This window comes from Rhodococcus sp. WY5 (assembly GCF_018588185.1).
GTDB lineage: Bacteria > Actinomycetota > Actinomycetes > Mycobacteriales > Mycobacteriaceae > Rhodococcus_F > Rhodococcus_F qingshengii.
The window spans coordinates 3,111,348-3,136,598 of sequence record NZ_JAAMPR010000001.1; the positions used below are offsets into that span (position 1 = coordinate 3,111,348).

Here is a 25,251-nt window from a genome sequence, read left to right on the forward strand (position 1 = left end):
AATCGAGAAGGGCAGTCCGCAATGACTTCACGCAACCGTTCCCGTCGATCGGTATTGGCAGTTCCCGGCAGCAGTCGGAAGATGATCGACAAGGCGAAGGGATTGCCCGCCGACGAGATCTTTCTCGACCTCGAAGATGCGGTGGCGCCGCTGGCGAAGCAGGCGGCCAGGGAGTCGATCGGCGACGCGTTGGCCGAGGACGGGTGGGGCAAACAGGTCAAGGTCGTCCGGGTCAACGACTGGACCACCGAATGGACGTATGCCGACGTCGTGGAGGTGGTGGGCCGCGCCGGAGCGCATCTGGACGCCATTCTGCTGCCCAAGGTTCCCGATGCGAGTCACGTCCAGGCGCTCGATTTGTTGTTGACGCAGGTCGAGAAGGCCAACGGTCTCGAGGTCGGCAGGATCGGGATCGAACCGCAGATCGAGAACGCGATCGGCTTGACCAACATCGACGCGATCGCCACCGCGAGTCCCCGCGTCGAGGCGCTCGTGTTCGGCCCGGCCGACTTCATGGCGAGCTTGAACATGCGAACTCTGGTCGTCGGTGAGCAACCGGACGGCTACGACCGCGGTGACGCGTATCACCACATCCTGATGACCATCTTGATGGCCGCGCGGGCGCACGGCGTCCAGGCCATCGACGGGCCGTACCTGCAGATCCGCGACGTCGAGGCTTTCACTCGGTCGGCTGCGCGAACGGCAGCGCTCGGTTTCGACGGCAAGTGGGTTCTGCACCCCACGCAGATCGAGGCGGCCAACGAGGTGTTCAGTCCGCGCCAATCCGATTACGACCGTGCGGAACTCATCTTGGACGCGTACGCGTTCCACACCTCGGCTGCCGGGGGAGGGCGGGGCGCGGTCATGCTCGGCGACGAGATGATCGACGAGGCGAGTCGCAAGATGGCACTGGTGATTTCGGCCAAGGGTCGCGCCGCGGGGATGGCGCGCACGTCGGAATTCACGCCGCCCGAACACGCCTGACGCTCGCATAGCCGAACGAATCAGGTCTGTAAAGGGCACAATAGGGGGTAGATGTACTTGCGTCATCCGCGTGGATGACGTGCCCGAAAAGAGGAGCGCAGCCAGCCATGTCCAATCCGCTCGGTCAATCGTCGAATGGGTCGCGCCGTGGAGCGTTGCCGACACCGCCTTCGGGATGGCCCATCGGGTCGTACCCCACCTACGCCGAGGCGCAGCGCGCAGTCGATTACCTCTCCGATCAGGAATTCCCGGTTCAGGACGTCACGATCGTCGGCGTGAACCTGATGCAGGTCGAGCGAGTTCTCGGTCGGTTGACGTGGGCCAAGGTGATCGGTGGCGGCATCGTCTCCGGTGCTTGGCTCGGTGTCTTCTTCGGCCTGGTGCTCGGAATCGTCACCGGTGGTTTCCTCGCTCCGCTGATCGCGGGCATCGTGGGCGGCATCATCTTCGGTGTCATCTCCACGACGATTCCGTACGCCGCGACGCGTGGGCAGCGGGACTTCGCCTCGACGATGCAGTTGGTCGCCGGACGTTACGACGTACTGTGTGAGCCCAAGACGGCGGAGTCGGCGCGCGACCTGCTCGCCAAGCTCGCCATCTGACATTCTCGCTCGGGCTGCCAACTTGTGTGATCTCGGTTACGTTATGTACACGCGGGCGAGGTAGTACTCGCTTCCCGTGACCGTTTGCCGGACAAGGAAATAGGTCCCTTCTCCGGCAAAAGTGCCGATGTGTGGTGCGTCGGCCAGCCGTAACGACTGCGCCGTCTCGCCGCCCGAGGAGGACGGCTGTGCAGAACAAGAGATCGCGGGCGGGGCAGAACGAGAGATCGCGGGCGGGACAGAAGAAGAAATTGCGGGCGGGGCTGCTGGGCGCGGCAACATTGTTGTTGGCGCCCTTGCTCAGTGCGTGCGGATCGGACAATGACGACGGCGTGGTGCTGTCCTTCTACACCGCTGCCGACGGCGCCGAGCAGTATGCGGAGGCCGCCGCCAATTGTTCGGCGGCGTCGAACGGCGCGTACCGGGTCGAGCAGAAAACTCTGCCCAAGGGTGCCGACGACCAGCGACTTCAGTTGGCCCGGCGTCTGACCGGCAATGACAAGTCACTCGATCTGATGACGCTCGACGTGGTGTGGACTGCCGAATTCGCCGAAGCGGGATGGGCATTGCCGCTTCCTGACGACGTGGCGGCCGAGGTCAGCAACGGGACGCTCGAGGGTCCGCTGGAGTCGGCGAAGTGGCAGGACCAGCTCTATGCGGCACCATTGAACACCAACACCCAATTGCTCTGGTATCGAAAGGATTTGATGCCGGACGGGCAACCACCCCAAACCTGGGATCAGATGATCGACATCTCCGAAGGCCTGGCCGCGGAGGGGCGCCCCAGCTGGATCGGTGTGCAGGGCAAGCAGTACGAAGGATTGATGGTCTGGTTCAACACCCTTCTCGCCAGTGCCGGCGGATCGGTGGTGGGGCCGGACGGAACAACCGTGACGGTGGCCGACGGTGATGCTGCCCAGCAGGCGCTGACCGTCATGGAGCGCGTCGCTACCGCCAAGGGTGCGGATCCCTCGATCTCGCAGGGGGATGAAGCGTCGTCGCGACTGGGTATGGAGAGCGGCAAATCTGCCTTCCAGGTCAACTGGCCGTTCGTGCTGCCCGGCATCATGGAGAACGCCGAGAAGGGCGATCTGCCGTACATCGACGACAAGGGCAACGTCACCAGTGAGAACACCGGAAACACGGTGCTCACGGTGAACGGAGAACGGAATTTCCTTGCCGCTCCGTATCCCTCGGTGATCGAGGGTAAGCCGGCCGAGGTCACGATCGGCGGCTTCAACGTGGCGGTGGCCAAGACCAGCCAGCATCCGGACCTCGCGTTCGAGGCGCTCACCTGTCTGCGTAACGAGGAGAATCAGCGCAACAACGCGGTAGCCGGTGGCGTTCCGCCGACTCTCGAGAGCCTGTACGACGACCCGGCGTTCCAGGAGGCGTACCCGGCGTGGCGTGAGGTTCGCGACAGCCTGGACACCGCTTCGGTTCGTCCGGTTTCTCCTGCCTATCAGAGTATTTCGACGCTCATCACTGCCACGCTGAACCCTGTGGGAAACATCGACCCGGAATCGACCGTGAACGATCTTGCCGAGCAGGTACGCAAGGCAGTCAATTCCGAGGGGCTGATTCCGTGACGACCGACAGCGAAAATTCGGGAGCTGCACCAACAGTCGCGACGGCATCGCCGGAGCCGAAGCACTCCGCGAAAACGAAGATGTCCGACGGAAAGGCGGCCGAGCGTCGCCTCGGTCTCTGGCTGGTGGCCCCGGCCGCGATTCTCATGATCGCGGTGACCGCATATCCGGTGTTCTACGCCGTTTGGCTGAGTTTGCAGCGCTACGACCTGCGCTTCCCGGATCAACGAAAGTTCGTGTGGTTCGACAACTACGTGTCGGTGCTGACCGACGGTTACTGGTGGCAAGCGTTCGCGGTGACGACGTCGATCACGGTTGTCTCGGTCGTCATCGAGTTCGTTCTCGGACTGACCATCGCACTGGTGATGCACCGAACGATCGTGGGTAAAGGGCTCGTCCGCACCGTTGTGCTCATCCCGTACGGCATCGTCACCGTCGCGGCGGCATACAGCTGGTACTACGCGTGGACGCCGGGGACCGGCTACCTCGCCAATCTCCTGCCCGACGGCAGTGCGCCGCTCACCGACCAGATCCCGTCGCTCGCGATCATCGTCCTTGCCGAGGTCTGGAAGACGACGCCGTTCATGGCGCTGCTCCTGCTCGCCGGCTTGGCGCTCGTGCCCGATGACCTTCTCAAGGCGGCTCAGGTGGACGGCGCCGGCGCGTGGACCCGGTTGGTACGCATCATCCTTCCGCTGATGAAGCCCGCCATCCTCGTCGCTCTGCTGTTCCGCACACTCGACGCATTCCGCATCTTCGACAACATCTACGTGCTCACGAAGGGAGCGAACGACACCGGGTCGGTGTCGATTCTGGGTTACGACAATCTGTTCAAGGCATTCAACTTGGGTATCGGATCCGCGATCAGCGTGCTGATCTTCGTGTGTGTGGCAGTGATCGCGTTCATCTTCATCAAACTTTTCGGTGCTTCGGCTCCCGGATCCGATACGGAAGGACGCTGACATGACCGTGACTCCCAGACTCAAGATCAGCTGGTCCGTCGTCAACCTTCTGGTCTTGCTGTACGCGTTGGTTCCCGTCCTGTGGATTGCGAGCCTGTCCTTCAAGCCCGCCGGAACCATCAAGGACGGCAAGTTCATTCCGGAGAAGTGGACCCTGGACAACTACCGAGGAATCTTCGACACCAGCGCCTTCACCAGTGCTCTGATCAACTCCATCGGCATCGGACTCATCTCGACGGTCATCGCCGTGGTGATCGGAACCATGGCTGCTTACGCGATTGCGCGCCTGGATTTTCCGGGCAAGAAGCTGCTGGTGGCTGTTGCCCTGCTGATCGCGATGTTCCCGCAGATTTCATTGGTGAGCCCGCTGTTCGACATCGAACGACGGCTCGGGCTCTTCGACACCTGGGCCGGACTCATCCTGCCGTACATCACCTTTGCGTTGCCGTTGGCGATCTACACGCTCTCGGCGTTCTTCAAAGAGATTCCTTGGGAACTCGAAAAGGCGGCGCAGATGGACGGCGCGACGCCGGGGCAGGCGTTCCGGAAGGTGGTGGCTCCACTGGCCGCGCCCGGCATCGTCACTGCGGGAATCCTGGTGTTCATCTTCTGCTGGAACGACCTGTTGTTCGCGATTTCGCTGACGTCGACCGAACGCTCCATCACCGCCCCTGCGGCCATCGCAAACTTCACCGGCGCTTCACAATTCGAGGAGCCCACCGGGTCGATCGCCGCGGCCGCCATGGTCATCACCATTCCGATCATCATCTTTGTTCTGTTCTTCCAACGTCGTATCGTGGCCGGGCTTACTTCCGGCGCAGTGAAGGGATAAGCCTGTGGCCGAGATCGTGCTGGACAAGGTGACCAAGCTGTACCCGGACGGAGCCAAGGCGGTCAGTGATGTCGACATCACCATCGCCGACGGAGAATTCATCATTCTCGTGGGCCCGTCCGGTTGTGGAAAATCCACGACTCTCAACATGATTGCCGGGCTGGAAGACATTTCGACCGGTGAGTTGCGGATCGCGGGTGAACGCGTCAACGAACGCGCCCCCAAGGACCGCGACATCGCGATGGTCTTCCAGTCGTATGCGCTGTATCCGCACATGACGGTGCGCCAGAACATCGCGTTCCCGTTGACCTTGGCGAAGATGTCCAAGGACGAGATCAACGCCAAGGTCGACGACGCGGCGCGGGTCCTCGACCTCACCCAGCATCTCGATCGCAAACCGGCGAACCTGTCGGGCGGTCAGCGTCAGCGTGTCGCGATGGGACGCGCAATCGTGCGCAGCCCGAAGGCGTTTCTCATGGACGAGCCGCTATCGAACCTGGACGCCAAACTGCGCGTGCAGATGAGGACGGAGATCGCCCGTCTGCAGCAGCGACTCGGTACGACAACGATTTACGTGACCCACGACCAGACCGAGGCGATGACGCTCGGCGATCGGGTAGTCGTGCTGCGCGGCGGAATCGTGCAACAGATCGGTGCGCCGCAGGAACTCTACGATCGACCGAACAATCTGTTCGTGGCGGGGTTCATCGGGTCCCCGTCCATGAACTTCTTCCCCGGACAGTTGACGGCCGACGGTGTGAGCACGCCGATCGGCGATGTTCGCCTGCCCGCGGCGGCGCAGTCGAAGACCTCGGGCAGCGGCTCGGGCAAGGACGTCGTGGTCGGTATCAGGCCGGAACATTTCGAGGACGTGGCGCTGGTCGATGCAGCGCAGAAGCCGCACGGCGGGACGTTCACCGTCGACGTCGACGTGCTGGAATCGATGGGTTCGGACAAGTACGCGTATTTCCTCGCTGGTGGCCCCGCCGTCAATTCTCGTGAACTCGAGGAACTCGCCGCCGATTCGGGAACGGCCGTCGCTGGTGGCGGTCAACTGGTTGCCAGGCTCTCGTCCGAGTCCACGGTGGCCCAGGGCAGGTCTGTCGATCTGTGGTTCGATCCCGCCAAGATCGCAGTGTTCGACGGCGGTACGGGAGCCAATCTGCTGCTGTGACCTTTACCCGGGCAAGGTGACCGAATACGTCGCGCCCCAGGTGAGCGGTACCTGTTCGGGGCCGGGCGCTGCGTCGGCCGGCTCGGGTAGGGGGACCAGGCGGCCGAATTGTTCGTGATGGGTGGAGGCCGGGGCGGCTTGCGCTGTCCCGGCGACCACGGCGATCGGCGCCGCTGCCAGGGCGCCGGCGACGGCAAATCGAGTGGCGATGCGGCGCTTGCTTGCTCGGGTCGAGATCATGAGCACTCCTGCGTGGTTTCGAGGTTCGGTGAATGCTGTGCCATTCACGGTATTGCGGGTTGATTGTGAAATCTCGTGTGCGAAGCTCATTCACAGGGAACTGGGATGGGCGGCACAGGAGGACAGATGAACGAATCCTCGGTACGAACCGAGCACCTGCCCGGTGGCCCGGACCTCGAGCGGATCATGCGCGAACACGCCTACCGCGGTGCGTACCTCCAACTGACGGTGCGCGGCGCTCTGGTGCTGTTCATCGCCCTGACACTGATTTTCGTCCCGCCGATGAACGACGCGGGATGGTGTTTCGCGATTCTGGGCACCTATGCCCTCTGGTCGGCAGCCGTGGCGCTGTGGATCCGCAAGGGCGGCACCGGCCCGGTGACGATGATCTGGCTCGGCTTGTTCGTCGACCTCGCCGTGCTCGCAACTCTGACATTGCTGACCGGTCTCGCAGCCGAGCAGAGTTGGACCGCCGACATCTTGAGCAACGGGCTCTTCGTCATTCCGGTTCTTGCGTGTACGCAACTGCGGACGGACGTGTGTGTCGGCGTCGTTGCCTGCACGATCGGGGTGTTCTTCGTTTCCAGCTGGGCAACGATGACTTCGAACTCCGAGCCGTGGCCGTCGATCCTGCTGAGCACCATGGCCTTGGCCGGAGTGGGCGCAGGCGCAATCGGACTGACTCGGATTCAAAGATCGCGCGTGTTGACCATCGGGCACCTCGTCGGGCATCGAACCAGCCTTCTGGCCGAACTCATGGGGCTGGAGCAGCGTGAGCGCACGGAACTATCCGAGCAATTGCACGACGGGGCGCTCCAGTACGTCCTCGCGGCGCGGATGGATCTCGACGAATTGGCAGACAGCGCGGAGCCTGTCGCCCTGGCGCGAGCCGCGAAAGCGCTCGGTGAAGCGACAACGCTGTTGAGATCCTCCGTCTCGGAGTTGCATCCCACTGTCCTTGTTCACGTGGGTCTTGCCCGCGCAATCGGGGACCTCGCGCGATCGGCGCAGGGACGCGGCGGAGTAGTGGTCGACGTCGACACTTCGGGCTGGAACGACGATCTGCGCACGTCCGCGGACGAAGTCTTGTTCGGTGCCGCCCGAGAGCTCCTTGGCAACGTCGTCAAACATGCCGGCGCGGACAATGTTCGGATCGAGCTCGCACGGCTGGACCACCGTGCGGTGCTGGTGGTCTCGGACGACGGCCGGGGGATCAGCGCCGATCGGATTGCCGAACGACGTGCCGCCGGCCACATAGGGCTGCTCTCGCACGAGTTGCGGGTGGTTGCTGCGGGTGGCTCGTTCTCGGTCGGGCCGGGTGAATCGTCCGGAACCCTCGCGCGAGTCGAGATACCGTTCCAGATCGTCACCGAATCCGACCACGAGCGCTGAGGAGTTGTCGATGACACTGATCACCGATCGCGAGCTCAACCTGGCGACACTGGCGAGGCAGTTCCTGCTGCGGAGGGCCGAGGTCAGCGCGTTGGATGCGATCGAGCACCTGGCGGGTCTGCAAGCCCAGGCGCCGACGCCTCCCTATCTGGCACTGTGGGCGCGGCTGAAGAACTTTGCAGCAGAAGACCTCTCCACCCTTGTGGAGAAGCGCCAGGTGGTGCGGCTGGTTGCCATGCGGGGCACGGTTTTTGCTCTCTCGGCCGCGGATGCGGGCCCCTTCCGGGCCACGGTTCAGACGATCATGGAACGCGATCTCCACACCAACAGCACACAGCGTGCGGCGCTCACCGGGTTGGATCTCGACGCTCTGGCGCGGGCGGGACGGGACCTCGTAGCGGACGGGCCGCTCACCCAGATGCAGATGAGACCGATACTGGCAGAGCGCTTTCCCGGTCACGCGGCCGAGGGACTGGCGCACGGAGTTCGAGGACTTCTGCCGATGGTGCAGGTCCCACCGCGAGGCCTGTGGGGACGATCCGGAGTACCGGCACTGACGACCTTGGAGAATTGGCTTGGCACGGAAGTGAGTTCATCGCCGGATCCGGATGCGATGGTGCTTCGTTATCTGGCGGCCTTCGGGCCCGCCAGTGTGAAAGATGCGCAAGCATGGTCAGGGCTCACGAGACTCGCCGAAGTCTTCGAGAGGCTACGTCCCGGCTTGATCACCTTTGTCAACGCGAAAGGGGCCGAGGTGTTCGACCTGCCGGACGCGCCACGACCGACCTCCGGAACACCGCCGGTCAGAATCCTTGCTCCGTTCGACAACATCCTGCTCTCGCACGCCGACCGCTCGCGAATCATGGACGAGCAGTACCGAACTCGCGTCTTCACCGTCAACGGCATCGTCAAGCCCGCCATCCTGGTGCGCGGAAAGGTGGTGGGATTCGCGACGGTGACGCCGGACAAGGAGACGGTCGAATTGGGCGCGACTCTGTTTGCGCAGCAACCGAAGACGGCGCTCGCATCCATCGAGAAGGAAGCGCGTGCGTTGCTGAAATTCATGCACCCGAAGATCCCGAACCGAGAGGTGCGGTTCGCTGTCGCTACGTAGCGGGCTTGTGCTTTCGCGGTGCTCGATCGCGTAGTTCGGCCACGATCTCGTCGTTCCACATGTGACGCCGCACCAGTCGGTACCGCTCCCGGGCGATCCACAAGTAGGCCTCGGCGTCGGTGTGCTCGGGCAACATGTCAGCACCCCGCAGCATTCGCACGACGGGCAGAAACTCCTCGCCGAACCAGCGGCGGGCGACGGTGTCTCGGCCGAGGAACTCACCCTTCTCCTGCATGAGCCGAAAACCCCACGCCTCCACACACTCACTGAGTTCGGCGTACTCCCACGGGTCGGTGACCTGGACGGCTTCGCGTTGTGAACCCTGCAGCGGAACGCGGGTGAGGAAGAGTCGACGATGATCCTTGATGAGCAGATCAGCGCGCTGAGTGATGCCTTCCGGCGAGATACGCGTGATGATCTCGGTGACGTACGCGTCGATTGTCTTCTGGTGCATCGCACACGCAATGGACACTCGGTGGTGCCCGTCGATCACGAAATGCATGGAGCCGACGCGATACAACTGAACAGGTGGTACCGATTCGCCGCGTCGTTGCGCCACCGCAAGTCGCTCCCAACGAGCGCGCGAGTGAGTGGACGTCGGACGGAAGTACCTGTCGAAATCACCTGTGCGGTCGACACTTCCGACTATTGATTCGATGGTGACGACCTGCAGCCCCAGAGACTTCTCGCCGACCTTGCCCAGAGCTGCGACAACCTCGTCGAACGGCAGGATCGCGTTGACGTCGTCGGGTTCGCGTCGTAGCCAACTGACCAGACGGGCAACGTCGGCACGTCGACGCTGACGAGCGAAGTCGTTTTCCGCGTCGGCTGTGGGAAATCCGGTGTCACGAGCCATGTCGGCGCCTCACGATCGTCGGCGGAGTACCTGGGGAAATCTCCATCAGCGTGAAGCCGACGGTATTGAGCACGATAGTCCGGCCTACCTCCAGATCGAGAGGGGTTCGCCCGTGCGGGTGGATGTGTCCGTGGACCATCACCGTCGGATCGAGGTTGTGAATCAAAGGCGTGAAGCATTCGAACCCTCGATGTGGCCGATCCTCGGCGTCGCCGACACCGCGGGCGGGACTGTGGGTGAGCAGCACATCCACGCCCGCCCGGCCGCCGGGAAGCCGCGATTGCCAGGCGTTTCGCCAGGCGAGCGAGCGAGCGCGTCGGCTCTGCTGGCGCTCGGACCATTGATTGGGACCCGTGTTGTATCGGATGGAACCACCGAGGCCCGCGATCCGCAGACCGGCGACGGTCACGATGCGTCCGTCGGCGTTGACTGCGCCGGTAGGCCCCGGCCACTGCGCCGGCATCCCGGCCCGCGTCCAACCCGATCTCTTGTTCGAATATCCGGACAGATCGGCGTCGTGGTTTCCGGGAACGAACACGCAAGGCGCATTCAGTTGGTCAGACAGGTACTCCAGATACGCAAACGGCAGATCGCCCGCGCCCAGGATCACGTCGACTCCGAGTGAACGAACTTGACTGCTCCACAGGAATTCGACGGTCTCGTCGCTGACAGCGAGAACGGAGACCATTTCGACGACGCTACCGCCACCGCGAGGTATCTGCGCTGCGAACCTCGCGGGCACGGTGTTTAGATGGACGAGTGTCAGACAGCGTCGTATCTTCCGTCCGGGCCCATCTCGTCAGCAGCATCGAGGGGCCGGACCCCACCGCGGCCTCGGTGACGTTCCTCGGTGTCGAACCGCTGGACGTGCTGCGTTTCGAATCACCCGACGGCCTGGTCCGCTACGTCACACTGGGGTGCTCGCGTCATCCGATGGGCGACCCCAACGAACTGGTCGCAGACCCCACACGCGGACCCCGCGCCGAGTTGGTACTCACGCTGCGCGGTGGCACCGGTGTGGCGTCAGGTGTGGCCAGGACGCTCGCGGTGCTGGCCGCGGCGCCGTCCGTCGAAGGCGTCGTGCTGCTCGAGGACGCACTGTTGGACCTGGGCGAGCCGCTGTGGAAGGACACTGCGTTCACGGCGGTGCTTCTCGGTGACAGCGGGATCGAAGACCTGACGCTGCCGGAGCCGTTCGACCCGGTGCGCTTCCTTGGTGTGGTCCCCCTGACCGGTACCGAAGCCGCCTGGGTGCGTCTGCGCGGCGCGGAGGCACTGAGGGAAGCGTGGACCGAGGCGGGGATCGACATCCGCGATCCGCACCGTTCCGCTGCCTCGCTCTAGCTGCGCTGGCGCTTTGTCCGTCAGATCATTCGGCGTGCACGAGGATGTCCGCCAAGTTCTCGAGACTTACCCGAACCGTCCGTGAAAATGCTTTCGTGACGATCGGGTCGGCCATCTTGCCGAATACTCCTCCCAGGCCGCTTTCGCTGTCGAGTCGGTAGGTGACCCGAGTGCCGTCACCGACTTCTTCGCAGGTCGTGGTCTGCGAGAAGCTGACCGGACTTTCGACGGACGTCGATTTCGACGATCTCGGTGGGTCGTACTCGGTGAATTCGGATGTCCACTCGAGACGCTTGCCCAGGATTCGCGAGACACCGTGCCAGCGGCTTCCCACGCCCATCGGGCCGTCGGTGATCTGTTTGCACTCGACCATCGAATTCTCCCAGTTGGGCCAGTTCTCGGCGACGGCGATGTACTCCCAGACGTCCTTGGGTGGCAACGCGATCTCCACGGATTGCTCGACTGTAGGCATGGTTGCTCCTCCACTTCTCTTTGGATCTGAATTTGCTTGTCGCAAAATGGATTTCGGGAACGGAATGAAAATGCGTACCCATATCCATTGTCCGCCTGCGACGGTGGCAAGTACAGGGAGTCAGCGTGCGAGGTTCACAGCCAGTTGTTGCGACGGAAGAGAAAGAACAAGCCGACACACACCGACGCGATGAGGAACAGGATGGACTGATAGCCGTACTTGTAACCGAGTTCCGGCATGTTCTCGAAGTTCATCCCGTAGATACCGGCAACGCCGGTCGGCACGGCGGCGATAGCGACCCACGCGGAGATCTTGCGCATGTCGGTGTTTTGCTGCACCGCGATCTTCGCGAGTGCGGCGTCGACCAGCGAACTCAACACCTCGTCGTATTCCGAGATACGTTCGGCCACGATCGTGTGGTGATCTCGTACGTCACGGAAGTATCGCCGGATCTCCTTCGGGACGAGGCCGCCCGCGGGCTGGGTCAGCTGGAGCAGTGGCAATCCGAGTGGAGTGACCGAGCGTCGTAGTTCGACGATTTCACGTTTGAGCAGGTAGATGTGCTCGACGGCAACGGTGTTCCGCGGGTTGAACACCAACTCTTCCATGCTGTCGACGTCCTGTTCGACGAGTTGGATGACGGAGAGATAGCTGTCGACGACGTGGTCGGTGATCGCGTGCAACACCGCGAACGGGCCCATGGTGAGGCGCTCGGGGTTCTGCTCGAGTGACTTGCGCACGCTTGCCAGTTCGGAGTGATCCCCGTGCCGGACGGTCACTACGAAGTCGGGGCCGACGAACACCATGATCTCGCCGGTTTCGACGATCTCGCTCGCCGTCGCGACGGACTCGTGCGGTACGTAGACGACCGTGCGCAGCACCAGGAACATGACGTCGTCGTAGCGTTCGAGTTTCGGGCGCTCGTGTGCATGGACGGCATCCTCGACCATCAGCTCGTGGAGTCCGAAAGTTGCTGCGACATCTTGCATCTGACCTTCGTCGGGAGCGTGCATGCCCACCCAGACGAACGCGTTGTCGCGACTACGAACCTCGGCCAACGCAGCGCGGTGCGTGTACTTGCCCGGCAACCGCACGCCGTCCACGTAGACCGCGCAGTCGACGATCGCGCGGGCTGCCGGAACGGGGATCTTGGGCGCATCGGCTTGCGTCGATTTGCCGTTCGACCAATTCGGCAGTGACGGCATGGTTGGCACGCTCGCTCCTTCTCGGTCTGTAATGCAGTGGAACGGCAGGGGAACGGCACTACAGCGACACCTGATCGAATTGCGCTGCCGCTGCGGCGTAATCGTACGTCAGCTTCCGGCTCGCCCACCGGAGCGCGATGAAGTTGCCGATTGCTGACACACTGGAACAGTGCGAATAGATCTTCACACCCACTCCAACGCATCGGACGGCACCGACACCCCGGCTGCCCTCATGCGCGCCGCAGCCGACGCCGGACTCGACGTCGTCGCCATCACCGATCACGACACGACTTCGGGCTGGGCCGAGGCGGCGCAGGCCTTGCCGGCCGGCGTCAGCCTGGTTCGTGGGATGGAGATGTCGTGCGAAGGTCGAGGTGAGCGTGGTTGGCCGGTCGCTGTACATCTGCTTGCGTACCTGTTCGATCCGACGCACCCCGAATTCGCAAAAGAACGTGAGCGACTGCGCGCCGAACGCGTCGAACGTATCCGGGTGATGACGACCATGATGGCGCGTGACGGTCTGCCCGTCGATCCCGATCAGATCCTCGCCGACGCCGGTCCGTCCGTCGGACGCCCGCACGTCGCAGCGGCCCTGATGCGGGCCGGTGTGGTGTCGAGCATCAGCGAGGCCTTCTCCGACCTGTTGTCCAGTCGAGGACGATACGACGTTCCCAAGTACGACACTCCGCTCGAGTACGCCGTCGAACTGGTGGCAGCCGCCGGGGGAGTGACCGTCCTGGCGCATGGACGGGCCCGTTCGCGCGGCGGATTGCTTGCGCTCGACCACATCCGCGATCTGGCCGATCTGGGTCTCGGGGGTCTCGAAGTCGATCACCCGGACCATCGCAGCGACGATCGTGACGTCCTGCGCCGCCTGGCTGTCGACCTCGGTTTGGCAGTCACCGGATCCTCTGACTACCACGGCGAGAACAAGACGATCGGACTCGGCGACGAGCTCACGGACGAAGCCGAGTTCGACAAACTCGTCTCGGCCGCCACCGGCGTGGAGGTACTGGGGCGCTGATGCTCGACACCACGCTCTACCTCACCGTGTTCATCACGCTGTTCGTGATCATGGACCCGCCCGGAGTCATCCCGGTGTTTTTGTCACTCGTCGGACGTAAAAGCCGTGAAGATCGCAATCGAGCGGCATGGCAGGCCCCCGCCGTCTCCCTGGCGGTCATCTCGGTCTTTGCCATCGGCGGTCAGGCGATCCTCAACTACCTCCACATCGGCATTCCGGCGTTGCAGGGCGCCGGCGGATTGCTGCTGCTTCTCATCGCACTCGAACTGCTGACCGGCAAGGCCTCCAACCGTCCGCAGGGAGCCGACGACGTCAACGTCGCACTCGTTCCTCTGGGAACGCCGATGATGGCCGGTCCCGGTGCGATAGCGGCCGTCATCGTCTTTGTCGCCCAGGCCGACGGTGAAGCGGCGTCGTATCTGGCGATCGCGTTGGCGATTCTGTCCATCCACCTCGTGCTGTTCGTGGTCCTGCGCTTCTCGACCGCACTGATCCGGATACTGGGCGAGGGTGGCATCAGTCTGCTGGCACGCATCGCCGGTCTTCTGCTCGCCGCCATCGCGGTTCAACTCATTGCGGAATCAGTCCGCGGATTCGTCGCGGGAGCGTAAGAGATGACATACGACGACAGGTACGACCGGAACGACAGGTACGAGGACGACTACCAGTACCAGGAATATCAGGACTATCAGTACGAAGACGATTACGACTATCCCGCCGACAAACGACAATGGCTGCTGGTCCGCGCTCTACGCGCCCTGAGTGGCACCGTGGCGGCCGGAATCGTGGTCTTGACACTCGTGATCATCGGTTCGGCATATCTGGGCGGCAACCGCGGATTCCCGGGTCCGGGAACAACGTCGATCACCGCGCACATTGCGGCCTCGGTGGTTGCTCTCGCCGCGCAGATCTGGTGCGACCGCAGGCGGGGTATCGCGGCGGTTGCCGGATCGGTGGTCGTGCTCGTGGTGGCGGGGCTGTTGTTGGTGACGCAGTGGTGGGGATGACTGGGTGGGGATGACACGGTGGGGATGACTGGGTGGGGATGACACGGTGGGGATGACTGGGTGGGGATGACACGGTGGGGATGACGGTTCGGGTTCGAGTGTGATGAGGAATCCGACCGCTTGGAGGATTTGATTGTGATCCGACTCTGGTGGCAAACTGGAGTTACTTCGAGGCGGCGCCACAGCCCGGCCCCGAAGTGCAGGTTTCGTCAGAATTTCTCCCGAAACCTAGATTGCATGGATACGCCAGGGCTCACCCGCCCCACACCATGACGCTTCGGATGTATTGCGGCCCACTTTCTCGCGCACGCCGAATGCTCTTCTTCTCAGTAGTCGTTCGCGGAAGAAATGATCTCTGACCGTTGTGAACGTGGTTTCGCAGCGGTCCGAAGGATTACTTCCCAGTAACCCAGCCCCGCTTGAGGCTGGACTAATCAGGAGTGTCATCGTGTCCCTCGTGACTGAAGCCATCAACGTACCCAAGGTCGAGTTGACCGACGAAGAAATCTTTGCCGCTCACGTCGGTGGCAAGCTCTCGGTCGAGACCACAGCACCGCTCGATACGCAGCGGGCCCTCTCGATCGCCTACACGCCGGGTGTTGCTCAGGTGAGCCGCGCCATCGCTGCAGACGAAACCCTTGCCGATCGATACACGTGGACCAACCGACTCGTCGTCGTGGTCAGCGACGGCACCGCGGTTCTCGGACTCGGCGACATCGGCCCCCGCGCGTCGCTGCCCGTCATGGAGGGCAAGTCGGCACTGTTCAAGAACTTTGCCGGACTGAACTCCATTCCGCTGGTTCTCGACACCAAGGATCCCGACGAGATCGTCGAGACGCTCATCCGACTGCGTCCGAGCTTCGGCGCGGTCAACCTCGAGGACATCTCGGCGCCGCGTTGCTTCGAGATCGAGAAGCGCGTCATCGAAGCTCTCGACTGCCCCGTCATGCACGACGATCAGCACGGAACCGCCATCGTGGTCCTCGCGGCACTCAAGGGCGCCGTGAAGGTCCAGAGCCGCGACATCACCACACTCAAGGTCGTCATCTCCGGCGCCGGCGCTGCGGGTGTTGCCTGCGCGAACATCCTGCTTGCCGCCGGAATCAGCGACGTCATCGTGCTGGACTCGAAGGGCATCATCTCGGGTGAGCGCAGCGACCTCAACGACGTGAAGGCAGAACTCGCGGCCCGCACCAATCCCCGTGACCTGCATGGTGGTGCCATCGAGGCTCTCGAAGGTGCTGACGTGTTCCTCGGTGTCTCGGCGGGCAAGATCCCCGAGGAGCTCATCGCTTCGATGGCTCCCGAGTCGATCGTGTTCGCACTCTCCAACCCGGACCCGGAGATTCACCCCGAAACCGCGTCGAAGTACGCGGCGATCGTGGCGACGGGCCGTAGTGATTTCCCGAACCAGATCAACAACGTTCTTGCCTTCCCCGGTGTCTTCAAGGGCGCGCTCGACGCCGGCGCCCGTCGCATCACCGAAGGTATGAAGCTCGCTGCCGCCGAGGCAATCCTGTCGGTGGTCGGCGACGAGTTGGCGGCGGACAAAATCGTCCCCAGCCCACTCGACCCTCGCGTGGCACCCGCAGTAGCGGAAGCCGTCGCGGCCGCAGCGCATGCTGAGGGCGTGACCAGCTAAGAGGGACTACGAAAGCCCCGATCGGAACCCGCACACAAGGTTCCGATCGGGGCTTTTTCGTGTGTACCGAGAGCTACAGACGAGTGAGGTCGGGTGTTCGGCGCAGCCTGCCGGTCCCGGGAACCGATGCCCAGACCACCAGCGCCAGTAAGCCGTCCACGACGAGAGCCACAACCGCGACCAGGATTGCGCCGACGACGACTCGGTCGTACTTGTAGAGTGCGAGACCGTCGAAGATGTACCGGCCGAGGCCGCCGAGGTTGACGTAGGCGGCGACCGTTGCCGTGGCAATCACCTGCAGTGTTGCGTTACGCAGTCCGCCGAGAATCAATGGCAGCGCATTGGGTATCTCGACGCGGAAGAGCACTTGGAGTTCGGTCATACCCATCGCCCGTGCGGCCTCGACGACGCCGCGGTCGACGCTGGCGATTCCGGCGTACGTGCCGGCGAGTAGTGGGGGAATACCAAGAATGACGAGGGCGAGAATCGGCGGCATCACTCCCAGACCCATGAGAAGAACGAGGAAGGTCAGCAGGCCGAGAGTGGGCAGTGACCGCAGTGCGTTGACCAGACTGACGACCACGATCTCACCGCGACGCAGATGGCCGATGAGTAATCCGATGGGCACCGCGATCACAGCCGAAAGTGCCACGGCCAGAACGCTGTACCAGAGGTGCTGGAGGATGCGGGTGCCGATTCCGGTGTCGCCGCTCCAATTTCCGGGATCGACGATGAAGTCCCAGGCCCCGGTGAAGATGCTCATACGGGTTCCCCCTCGGCTGACAGGACGGCGGGAACCTTCGACGAGGTCGACGTTCTGGTCCACGGGGTCAGGAATCGGCCGATCAGATACAGGATCAGATCGAGCGCCAGTGCCAGCACGACGATCGCGATGATGCCCGCAACGATCTGGTCGGGATAGTCGCGGTCGTAGCCTTGTTTGAACAGGACTCCAAGCCCGCCGATTCCGATCAGAGATCCGACTGACACCAGCGAAATATTGGTAACGGCAATAACTCTGATGTTCGCGATCATCACCGGCAGCGCCAATGGCAACTCGACCGTCAGAGCGCGTCGTAGTGGTGTGAAACCGACGGCGGTGGAGGCGTCGATGACGTTGTCCGGCACCGAGTCGAGTGCTTCGGGTACTGCCCGGATGAGCAGTGCCGTCGCATACACGCTGAGTGCGATCACGACGTTGAGAGGATCAAGGGTCTTGAGTCCGAACAACTGGGGGATGGTGACGAACAGCGCGAGCGACGGAATCGTGAACGCAATGCTCGCCAGGGTCAACGTGATTCGGCGCAGCCATCTGACGTTGCGGATCGCTGTTCCGACCGGAACGGCAATCAGGAGACCGATCAGCAAAGGAAGCAGTGCCAGATACAGATGGGTCTTCGAGTAATCCACGACCGTCGAGAAATTGTCGATGAGCCAGCGCATGCCGCTACGACCCGAATCCCTCGGTGAAGGCGACGCGGTTGCGTTCCTCGTCCTCGCGTCGACGCTGATCTGCCAATTTCGCCACGACTTCGGAACCGAGGATCCCGCCGATGACCGCGCCCTCGCCGTCGACGGCAACGCCGATACCGGAAGGCGACGAGATTGCCGCATCGAGTGCTTGGCGGAGATCGCCGCCGGGGGAGAACAGCGAACCACCGGCCGACGTCGACTGAGCAAGGGTTCGTCCCGAGCGCAGGCCTTCGACGCCGGTCACGTCGATCCATCCCTGCGGAGTTCCGTTGTCCGTGACCACGAGAACCCATTCGCCCAATTCGAGACGTAGAGCCTTCAATTCGTTCTCGACGGCCGTGCGTATGGGGTGCAACGGAACCTCGTCGGCAGCGCGGAACGACAATCCCCGATAGCCGCGATCGCGTCCGACGAATCCGGCGACAAAATCCGTTGCCGGAGCGGCCAACACGTCGCGAGGTGCCGCCACCTGCTGAAGCCGCCCGCCGGGACCGAAGACGGCAATGTGATCACCGAGTTTGACTGCCTCGTCGATGTCGTGGGTGACAAAGACGATCGTCTTCTTCAGTTCGCTTTGAAGACGGAGCATTTCGGTCTGCAGATCCTCACGCACCACCGGGTCGACGGCGCTGAAGGGCTCGTCCATCAACAGGATCGGCGGATCGGCAGCCAATGCTCGCGCAACTCCCACACGTTGTTGCTGCCCACCCGAGAGTTGCCCGGGATAGCGGGTGGCAAGGGAGATGTCCAGACCGACTCGTTCGAGTACCCCCAACGCGGCTTTGCGCGCTGCGCGGCGGGACTCACCGCGCAGTACCGGAACTGTTGCGACGTTGTCGATCACGGTGCGATGCGGAAGCAAGCCGGCGTTCTGGATGACGTACCCGATGCTGAGACGGAGCTTCACCGCGTCGGTCTGGGCGATGTCACGACCGTCGACGAAGATCTTGCCCGACGTCGGTGTGATCATCCGGTTGATCATGCGCATCGACGTCGTCTTGCCGCACCCGGACGGCCCCACGAACACCGTGAACGACTCGGCCTCGATGGTGAGATCGAGACGGTCGACGGCGGTGGTGCCGTCCGGATACTGCTTGGTGACGCCCTCGAAGGTGATCACGTGACTACGAGACCGGCTTGTCGAGGCCCTGCGCCGTCACCCACGCCTTGGCCGCCGCTGCCGGCTCCGTCTTGGTGTCGCCGGACACCTGGACGTTGAGTGCCAACAACTCTTCGGTGGTGAGCTTGGCGGACACCGCGTCGAGGACTGTCTTCAACTTGTCGGAAGACTTCGACGCGCGCAGCACCGGCACCACGTTCTGAGCCGGGAAATTGTTCTTCGGGTCTTCGAGAACCACGAAGTTGTTCTCCGGGATGGAGGCCGACGTCGTGAAGATGTTTGCCGCGGTGATGTCACCGGAGGAGAGAGCCTTCACGGTTGCCGGTCCACCGCCGTCGGCGATCGGAACGAAGTTGGCTGCCGAGATGTCGAGGCCGTAATTGGACTTCAAACCGGGCAATCCGGCTGGACGTTCCTGGAACTCGGCCGGAGCACCGAACTTGACCTCGGCGGAATGCGGAGCCAGATCGGCGATCGTCTTCAGGTTCCACTTGTCAGCGGTTTCCTTCGTGACAACGACGGCGTCCTTGTCCTCGGCGGATGCAGGCGTCGCAATTGCCAATTCCGACCCGAGAGCTGCGGGAAGAGCAGCGAGGACGTCAGCGGAGCTGGTGGCCGTGCTGTCGGGATCCAAGTACTGCAGGAGATTTCCCGTGTAATCCGGAATGACACTGATGGACCCGTCCTTGAGTGCCGGAATGTACGCCTCGCGGCTGCCGACGTTGAACGACGTGGACACATCGAACCCGTTGACACGCAGTGCTTCGGCGTAGATGTTGGCGATCGTCTCGGATTCGGTGAAGTTGGCGGAGCCGACGACGATCGCGTTGGGATCGCTGTTGGAGTCACCGTCGCTGCTACCGCACGCTGTCAGTGCAGTCAGAGAGACAACGGTTGCCGCGGCTACGAGCCAACGGTTGGAACGAAATCGTGAGGTGCGCATGAGCGTCCTTCCGGTTTTTCGGGCGTCCCGTGTTTCGGGCGTCGGAAACCATTCCCTTGTGGCGAAGCCACCCGAGTGACTTCGACGGCGCCGCCACCGAGTGGCTGCGTCAGGACTGGTTACCGCGCATCGCCCGACAAGTGTAACGATAGGTACCGACATGGCACGGTTTTCGATCCATGGGATTGGATGTGAGGATTTCAGTGAAGAGCACACGCACGAAGTATTCGACTGTTGTTGCAGCACTGATGGTCCTGCCGATTCTCAGCGGATGCGCAAACGGTGATTCGGTGGTAGAGGGTGTCGAAGCGGAGTCTCGTGACCAGATCGTGGTGGCTGCTGACGCATCGGTGGAGAGTTCGGTGTTGGCCGAGGTGTATTCGACGGTGCTCTCCTCCTCCGGCCTGTCGGCTCGCGTCGAATCGGTGGGTGGTGGCCGAAACCAATCACTCGAGGCTCTGGACGCAGCGCGAGTCACTTTGGTGCCCGAGTTCATCGGCGCGCTGCTCGATCACTACGACCCGTCATCCCCGGCCCGCAAGGCCGACGACGTCTTCGAAGCCTTGAGTCGCTCTCTGCCGGAGGGTCTTTCGGTCTCCGACTATGCGATGGCCGAAGATCGTGCGGTCCTCGCACTCGACACCGGATACGCACAGTCGTTGGGAGCGAAGACGATAGAAGCCTTTGCTCCTTCGTGTGCCGCGGCGACGCCGCTCGTCTCCGCGAGATTCGTCGAGGACGGGGCAGTGGAACAGTTGGCCGAGGGCGCCGAGTGTGTCTTCGCCGGTGTCGATCAGGCAACGCCGGCAGACGTACCCGGTGCACAAGTATTCGGAACCACGACGCTGTCGGCGTTGGCACAATCCGATGCCGTCACAGTGCTCGCTGATTCGAATCACGTTCTGGCTGCGCAGAATGTCGTTCCGCTCTTTCGAGCGGGCGCACTGGGAGATTCGGCTGTCAAGGCGCTCAGCGTCGTTGCCGGTGAACTGTCCACCACCGATCTCGCCGCAATGATCGAGCAGGTGCGGACCGGCAAGGCGTCAGCCTCGGAAGTCGCCCGCACCTGGTGGGACACCCGTCAGTGACATGGACGGGTGTCCCAGCCGTCAGTGACTGTTCGAGCCCACTGCTGAACTCGAATCATCCTTGGCACGAATCAGTTTCGATGCGATGAACTGGCCGAGGTCGGAAACGGCGTCTGCTGCTTCCTTCACCAGTGACGCCTGTGCGTGAGCCACGTGCCAGAGTCTTGCGTACTCGACCAGGGACACATCGACGCCGGCAGCGGCGAGCTTGTCGGTGAACGTCATGATCTGCGGGTAGAGGACTTCCTCGGAACCGACGTGAATCCTGGTGGGTGGCAACCCGTCGAGCTTGCCGTGCATCGGTGCGTAGCCGGGATCAGTACGGTCGCCTCCGGCAAGGTAGGCGTCGGCGGCGTCGAAGGACCACGCTGTGTTGACCACCAGGTCGGCCTTTTTGGTAGCACCCCGATCGCCGGGATCGACCCACGGTGAGATCAGGGCAAGCGCGCCGGGGGTCACGCCGTGACGCTCGATCAGACGGATAGCGGTCGCCGCGGCCAGGCCGCCACCGGCTGAATCGCCGGCGATGGCAACGCGGTCTTCCGAATAGTCGAACTCGGTGACCAACTGCATGAAGGCTGAGACCGCGTCGTCGAGAGCGGCGGGATACGGATTCTCCGGCGCGAGACGGTAGTCCAAGGTGAAGACCGCACTGGACGACTCACGGGCGAGATGAGCTGCGAGAGAACGGTGTGTGGACAGCGAACCCAGCGTGTACGCCCCGCCATGCAGGTAGAGAACTGCGGTGGGGCGCTCGGTTGCGCCGACGGTGATCTTCTCTGCCGGTCGGCAAGCCAGCTCCAGCGGGCGCACGACGGCGCCCGCTGGAACCTGCTGTAGCGGTGCCCCGGCCTCGAGCAACAGACGTTGAATCCGATACGGCAGCCGCGAGTTGAAAGCCAGACGGAAGTACGGCTTCAACAAGAATGCGACCACGGGCAGCGGAAGGGTGAACGTGCTCACCGGCAGGGCTCCTGACTCTTTGTGCGAACTGCGCTGTGAAACGAACTGCGCTGTGAAACGAACTCAGCTGGACTTGGGCATCATTCGGCCGGCGACGATCGCGACGATGCGCTGGTAGCCCGATCCTACGAGGCGAACCCAGGCGTCGAGTGCGATTGCGTCCATCCCGATGAGAACTCGCGGCTTGCTCTTGCGAACGCCGTTGACGATCGTCTTGGCGGCATCTTCCGGAGTGGTGCGCGCGAGCTTGCGGTCGAAGAACTCGGAGAAGACCGCAAGATCTTCACCCGGGCCTGCGGTGGCGTTGCGTGCGATGGCGGTCTTGATTCCGCCCGGGTGCACACAGGTCACCTTCACCGGGTGCTTGGCGATCAGCATTTCCTGGCGAAGCGACTCGGTGAAACCGCGAACGGCGAACTTGGCCGAGTTGTATGCGCTCTGACCCGGCATCGACAGCAGACCGAAGAGGCTCGACACGTTCACGATGTGCCCGTCGCCGGAGGCGATGACGTGGGGGAGGAATGCCTTGGTGCCGTTGACAACTCCCCAGAAGTCGACGTCCATGACACGTTCGAAGTCCTTGAATTCGGACTTCTCGAAAGTGCCGTGGTAGGCGATTCCGGCGTTGTTGTAGATCTGGTTGACCTTGCCGAAATGGGCGACAACCGCGTCGGCGTACTCGAGAACCGCTTCGCGCTGGGTGACGTCGAGATGGTCCGACTTCACCTCGGCGCCGATGGCTTCCACCAGACGCGTTGTCTCGGCGAGCCCGATGGTGTCCACGTCGGAGATTGCCAACTTGGCGCCCTGGCCGGCCAGGTTCAGCGCTAGTGCGCGACCGATGCCCGATCCCGCTCCGGTGATGACTACGACCTTGCCTGCAAAATCACTCATTGTGCTACTGCCTTCTCGTCGTCGAGGTCGATCTGTGAAGTGGTCGCGGTGCCGACGGCGCCGAGATCCGAGGTGGCGACGCTGCGGTATGCCGCGAGGTCGAAATGCTTGGTGGCGTTGCGGAACTGGAAGGTGAAGCCAGGCCACAGGGTGGTGTTGTTTCCGTGCTTGTCCATGTACCAGCTGGCGCAACCGCCGTTGTTCCACACGCTCTTGGACATAGCTGCCTGCAGGTCCTTGTTGTACTTGTCCTGCTTGTCCTTGCGCACCTCGATGGTGCCGATGTCGTACTTGTCGATGGTGGCGATCGCGTCGACCAGGTAGTTGATCTGCGACTCGATCATGAAGACCATCGACGAATGTCCGAGGCCGGTGTTGGGTCCGACGAGGAAGAACATGTTGGGGAAGTTGGCAACTGCCGCGCCCTTGTATCCCTGCATGCCGGTCTCTTCGAAGACCTCGGCGAGCGAGCGTCCGTCCTTGCCGAAGATTCCCGCGAAGGTGGGGGAGTCGGTGACGTGGAATCCGGTCGCCACGACGATGGCATCGATCTCACGGGTGGTGCCGGTCTTCGAGACGATCCCGTTGGCGGTGACCTCCTCGATGCCTTCGGTCACCAGGTCGACATTGTCCTGGGCGAGGGTGGGGAAGTAGTTGTTCGAGATCAGCATGCGCTTGCAGCCGATCTGGAAGTTGGGCATGACCTTCTTGCGAAGATCCTTGTCCTTGATCTGGGCCTTCAGGTGACGCTCGGCGGCGAACTGCAACGGCTTCATGAAGACCGGCGCCTTGGCCAGGCCGACGACCTGCGTCTCTCGCATCCAGTAGATACCGGTGCGGCACAACTTCTGGAAGCCGGGGAGGTACTTGAACGCGAGGTGCTCGATCTTGGTGTACTCGCGGTCTGCGCGGGGCAGGATCCACGGCGCCGTGCGCTGGTACACGTCGAGATGCGAGACCTTCTTGCCGATGGCCGGCACGATCTGGATGGCCGAGGCGCCGGTTCCGATGACGGCCACACGCTTGCCGGTCAGATCGGCGTCGTGGTTCCAACGCGAGGAGTGGAAGATCTCGCCCTTGAAGCCGTCGATGCCCTTGATGTCCGGAAGTGAAGGCTCACACAATGCGCCGACGGCCGAGACGACGATCTTTGCGACGAATTCGCCCTTGTTGGTGCTGACGTGCCACCGAGCAGACGCCTCGTCCCAGCGTGCGGAGAGAACGTCGCAGTCGAAGATGTGCTTGTCGAGCACCTTGTGGCGGTTGGCCACCGACTGGATGTACTTGTAGATCTCGGGCTGAGTGGAGAAGGAGCGCGTCCACTCCGGATTGAGTGCAAAAGAGTACGAGTACAAATGCGACGGCACGTCACACGCGGCGCCCGGGTAGCTGTTGTCACGCCAGGTCCCGCCGACGTCGTTGCCGCGCTCGAGAACGACGTAGTCGGTGATGCCGGCCTGTGCCAGTTTGATCGCCGCACCGAGACCGGCGAAGCCACTGCCGATGATCAGTGTGCCGACGTGGCGAGTATCCGCGGCAGGTGCTGAGGTATCTGTAACTGGAAGACTCATGTAGGGAACGATATGCCTTTATTGAGTCACGGTCAATAGCTTATTGACGAATATTCAGTAGTCTATTGGGCATGGACGCAGTAAAGCGAACACGGCTCGACCCTGCGCAACGCCGAGCGCAACTCATCGACCTCGGGGCGCGGATGCTGGCCGAACGGCCGCTCGAACAGATTTCCGTCGAGGACATCGCCGATCAGGCTGGTGTCTCGCGGGGGCTTCTGTTCCACTACTTCGCGTCGAAAAGCGAGTTCCATCTGGCGATCGTCCGACACAGCAGTGAACAGATGCTCCAGCGCACCGAGCCGAGCGAGTCGGACGATCCGATGCTCACCCTCCGCTCGGTGCTGGCGTCGTACGTCGACTACGTGACCGAGAACCGCAATACCTACGTCTCGCTGCTCCGGGGGACCGCCAGCGGGGATCCGCAGATGCGTGAGGTGTTCGAGCAGACTCGCGACATCATGGCCAAGAGAACCCTCGATCAGCTCCCGAAGATCGGCCTTACTCGAACACCTCAGGTGGAGTTGGCCGTTCGCGGTTGGATCGCGTTTGTCGAGGAAGCCACCATCAGTTGGCTCCGAGCGCCCGCCATCACCCGCGAGGAACTGATCGACCTGACGGTTCAGTCGTTACCTGCGTTGGCACTGGCCGCCGTCGGCTTCGATGCCGGGCCGGATCTGGGTCTGCTGCAATCGAATTGACGTGAACGCAGAAAGGCCGGGCCCCACACTCCTTGCGGAATGTGGGGCCCGGCCCTTGT

27 protein-coding genes are annotated in these 25,251 nt (G+C 62.8%); 15 read left to right on the forward strand and 12 right to left on the reverse strand.

The genetic code is table 11. The features are described 5' to 3' along the window. Nucleotides 1-21: 21 nt before the first annotated feature. The 6 genes from G4D79_RS14655 (at nucleotide 22) to G4D79_RS14680 (ending at nucleotide 6,143) form a co-directional block, all read left to right on the forward strand. Entirely contained in the window at nucleotides 22-984 is a 963-nt protein-coding gene (locus G4D79_RS14655) for a CoA ester lyase (protein WP_054187358.1), read from the forward strand. A gap of 107 nt (nucleotides 985-1,091) precedes the next feature. After that, entirely contained in the window at nucleotides 1,092-1,586 is a 495-nt protein-coding gene (locus G4D79_RS14660) for a general stress protein (RefSeq protein WP_003945065.1), read from the forward strand. A 251-nt stretch (nucleotides 1,587-1,837) separates the two neighbouring features. Next, nucleotides 1,838-3,175, forward strand: a complete 1,338-nt coding sequence (locus tag G4D79_RS14665; RefSeq protein ID WP_099697876.1) for an ABC transporter substrate-binding protein — start codon at nucleotides 1,838-1,840, stop codon at nucleotides 3,173-3,175. Between the two features lie 80 nt (nucleotides 3,176-3,255). After that, on the forward strand, nucleotides 3,256-4,137 hold the full coding sequence (locus G4D79_RS14670) for a carbohydrate ABC transporter permease (protein ID WP_180279607.1): 882 nt from the start codon (nucleotides 3,256-3,258) through the stop codon (nucleotides 4,135-4,137). A gap of 1 nt (nucleotide 4,138) precedes the next feature. Then, nucleotides 4,139-4,969, forward strand: a complete 831-nt coding sequence (locus G4D79_RS14675; protein WP_003945075.1) for a carbohydrate ABC transporter permease — start codon at nucleotides 4,139-4,141, stop codon at nucleotides 4,967-4,969. Nucleotides 4,970-4,973: 4 nt separating this feature from the next. After that, the gene (locus tag G4D79_RS14680; RefSeq protein ID WP_099697857.1) at nucleotides 4,974-6,143 is read left to right on the forward strand and encodes an ABC transporter ATP-binding protein; all 1,170 of its coding nucleotides are present in this window, start codon (nucleotides 4,974-4,976) and stop codon (nucleotides 6,141-6,143) included. A 3-nt stretch (nucleotides 6,144-6,146) separates the two neighbouring features. On the opposite strand, the gene G4D79_RS14685 is transcribed toward G4D79_RS14680, so the two are convergent. Beyond that, entirely contained in the window at nucleotides 6,147-6,383 is a 237-nt protein-coding gene (locus G4D79_RS14685; protein ID WP_230691567.1) for a hypothetical protein, read from the reverse strand. Between the two features lie 126 nt (nucleotides 6,384-6,509). Here G4D79_RS14685 and G4D79_RS14690 point away from each other — a divergent pair, with 126 nt between their 5' ends. Both G4D79_RS14690 and G4D79_RS14695 read left to right on the forward strand, forming a co-directional pair. Beyond that, nucleotides 6,510-7,775 carry a sensor histidine kinase gene (locus G4D79_RS14690; protein ID WP_099697877.1) on the forward strand — a complete coding sequence of 422 codons (1,266 nt, stop codon included), beginning with the start codon at nucleotides 6,510-6,512 and terminating at the stop codon, nucleotides 7,773-7,775. 10 nt (nucleotides 7,776-7,785) lie between these two features. Continuing rightward, nucleotides 7,786-8,889, forward strand: coding sequence for a winged helix DNA-binding domain-containing protein (locus G4D79_RS14695; RefSeq protein ID WP_030536935.1), 1,104 nt, complete (start codon nucleotides 7,786-7,788; stop codon nucleotides 8,887-8,889). Here the strand turns inward: G4D79_RS14695 and G4D79_RS14700 are convergent. Beyond that, nucleotides 8,882-9,745 carry a hypothetical protein gene (locus tag G4D79_RS14700; RefSeq protein ID WP_003945080.1) on the reverse strand — a complete coding sequence of 288 codons (864 nt, stop codon included), beginning with the start codon at nucleotides 9,743-9,745 and terminating at the stop codon, nucleotides 8,882-8,884. The genes G4D79_RS14695 and G4D79_RS14700 overlap by 8 nt on opposite strands. Beyond that, the gene (locus tag G4D79_RS14705) at nucleotides 9,735-10,433 is read right to left on the reverse strand and encodes a metallophosphoesterase (RefSeq protein ID WP_042450375.1); all 699 of its coding nucleotides are present in this window, start codon (nucleotides 10,431-10,433) and stop codon (nucleotides 9,735-9,737) included. Before G4D79_RS14705 ends, G4D79_RS14700 begins: the two co-directional genes overlap by 11 nt. A gap of 71 nt (nucleotides 10,434-10,504) precedes the next feature. On the opposite strand from G4D79_RS14705, the gene G4D79_RS14710 reads away from it, so the two are divergent. Next, entirely contained in the window at nucleotides 10,505-11,089 is a 585-nt protein-coding gene (locus G4D79_RS14710; protein WP_007736116.1) for a suppressor of fused domain protein, read from the forward strand. Between the two features lie 25 nt (nucleotides 11,090-11,114). On the opposite strand, the gene G4D79_RS14715 is transcribed toward G4D79_RS14710, so the two are convergent. Both G4D79_RS14715 and G4D79_RS14720 read right to left on the reverse strand, forming a co-directional pair. After that, a complete protein-coding gene (locus G4D79_RS14715) occupies nucleotides 11,115-11,561 on the reverse strand; it encodes an SRPBCC family protein (RefSeq protein ID WP_007736117.1) in 447 nt (148 codons plus the stop codon). 134 nt (nucleotides 11,562-11,695) lie between these two features. Next, nucleotides 11,696-12,766, reverse strand: coding sequence for a magnesium and cobalt transport protein CorA (locus tag G4D79_RS14720; RefSeq protein WP_007736118.1), 1,071 nt, complete (start codon nucleotides 12,764-12,766; stop codon nucleotides 11,696-11,698). Nucleotides 12,767-12,935: 169 nt separating this feature from the next. Here G4D79_RS14720 and G4D79_RS14725 point away from each other — a divergent pair, with 169 nt between their 5' ends. The 4 genes from G4D79_RS14725 to G4D79_RS14740 all read left to right on the forward strand — a co-directional run bounded on the left by G4D79_RS14725 (nucleotide 12,936) and on the right by G4D79_RS14740 (nucleotide 16,439). Beyond that, nucleotides 12,936-13,790 carry a PHP domain-containing protein gene (locus G4D79_RS14725; protein WP_042923377.1) on the forward strand — a complete coding sequence of 285 codons (855 nt, stop codon included), beginning with the start codon at nucleotides 12,936-12,938 and terminating at the stop codon, nucleotides 13,788-13,790. Beyond that, nucleotides 13,787-14,401 (forward strand): MarC family protein, encoded by a 615-nt coding sequence (locus G4D79_RS14730; RefSeq protein ID WP_164490628.1) that lies wholly within the window; start codon nucleotides 13,787-13,789, stop codon nucleotides 14,399-14,401. The genes G4D79_RS14725 and G4D79_RS14730 overlap by 4 nt, the downstream gene beginning before the upstream one ends. Nucleotides 14,402-14,404: 3 nt before the next feature. Continuing rightward, nucleotides 14,405-14,797 (forward strand): hypothetical protein, encoded by a 393-nt coding sequence (locus G4D79_RS14735; protein WP_007736120.1) that lies wholly within the window; start codon nucleotides 14,405-14,407, stop codon nucleotides 14,795-14,797. Nucleotides 14,798-15,245: 448 nt separating this feature from the next. Further along, a complete protein-coding gene (locus G4D79_RS14740) occupies nucleotides 15,246-16,439 on the forward strand; it encodes an NADP-dependent malic enzyme (protein ID WP_003945072.1) in 1,194 nt (397 codons plus the stop codon). A gap of 73 nt (nucleotides 16,440-16,512) precedes the next feature. Here the strand turns inward: G4D79_RS14740 and G4D79_RS14745 are convergent, their stop codons facing one another. From G4D79_RS14745 to G4D79_RS14760, 4 genes are read right to left on the reverse strand one after another with little or no spacing between them, the layout of a single operon-like run. Continuing rightward, on the reverse strand, nucleotides 16,513-17,202 hold the full coding sequence (locus tag G4D79_RS14745; protein ID WP_003945081.1) for an ABC transporter permease: 690 nt from the start codon (nucleotides 17,200-17,202) through the stop codon (nucleotides 16,513-16,515). Then, nucleotides 17,199-17,882 carry an ABC transporter permease gene (locus tag G4D79_RS14750; protein WP_007736121.1) on the reverse strand — a complete coding sequence of 228 codons (684 nt, stop codon included), beginning with the start codon at nucleotides 17,880-17,882 and terminating at the stop codon, nucleotides 17,199-17,201. Before G4D79_RS14750 ends, G4D79_RS14745 begins: the two co-directional genes overlap by 4 nt. A 4-nt stretch (nucleotides 17,883-17,886) precedes the next feature. Further along, a complete protein-coding gene (locus G4D79_RS14755; protein WP_099697858.1) occupies nucleotides 17,887-19,032 on the reverse strand; it encodes an ABC transporter ATP-binding protein in 1,146 nt (381 codons plus the stop codon). Nucleotides 19,033-19,036: 4 nt separating this feature from the next. Then, on the reverse strand, nucleotides 19,037-19,975 hold the full coding sequence (locus G4D79_RS14760) for an ABC transporter substrate-binding protein (RefSeq protein ID WP_003945094.1): 939 nt from the start codon (nucleotides 19,973-19,975) through the stop codon (nucleotides 19,037-19,039). A 203-nt stretch (nucleotides 19,976-20,178) separates the two neighbouring features. Here G4D79_RS14760 and G4D79_RS14765 point away from each other — a divergent pair, with 203 nt between their 5' ends. Continuing rightward, nucleotides 20,179-21,063, forward strand: a complete 885-nt coding sequence (locus G4D79_RS14765) for an ABC transporter substrate-binding protein (protein WP_099697878.1) — start codon at nucleotides 20,179-20,181, stop codon at nucleotides 21,061-21,063. Between the two features lie 21 nt (nucleotides 21,064-21,084). Here G4D79_RS14765 and G4D79_RS14770 read toward each other — a convergent pair whose 3' ends face one another. From G4D79_RS14770 to G4D79_RS14780, 3 genes are all read right to left on the reverse strand, one after another. Beyond that, the gene (locus tag G4D79_RS14770) at nucleotides 21,085-22,026 is read right to left on the reverse strand and encodes an alpha/beta hydrolase fold domain-containing protein (RefSeq protein ID WP_070161761.1); all 942 of its coding nucleotides are present in this window, start codon (nucleotides 22,024-22,026) and stop codon (nucleotides 21,085-21,087) included. 63 nt (nucleotides 22,027-22,089) lie between these two features. Then, on the reverse strand, nucleotides 22,090-22,920 hold the full coding sequence (locus tag G4D79_RS14775; protein WP_007736128.1) for an SDR family oxidoreductase: 831 nt from the start codon (nucleotides 22,918-22,920) through the stop codon (nucleotides 22,090-22,092). Beyond that, nucleotides 22,917-24,491 carry an NAD(P)/FAD-dependent oxidoreductase gene (locus G4D79_RS14780; RefSeq protein WP_003945071.1) on the reverse strand — a complete coding sequence of 525 codons (1,575 nt, stop codon included), beginning with the start codon at nucleotides 24,489-24,491 and terminating at the stop codon, nucleotides 22,917-22,919. Before G4D79_RS14780 ends, G4D79_RS14775 begins: the two co-directional genes overlap by 4 nt. 71 nt (nucleotides 24,492-24,562) lie before the next feature. Here G4D79_RS14780 and G4D79_RS14785 point away from each other — a divergent pair, with 71 nt between their 5' ends. Then, nucleotides 24,563-25,192, forward strand: coding sequence for a TetR/AcrR family transcriptional regulator (locus G4D79_RS14785; RefSeq protein WP_007736130.1), 630 nt, complete (start codon nucleotides 24,563-24,565; stop codon nucleotides 25,190-25,192). The last annotated feature ends 59 nt before the right edge of the window (nucleotides 25,193-25,251 follow it).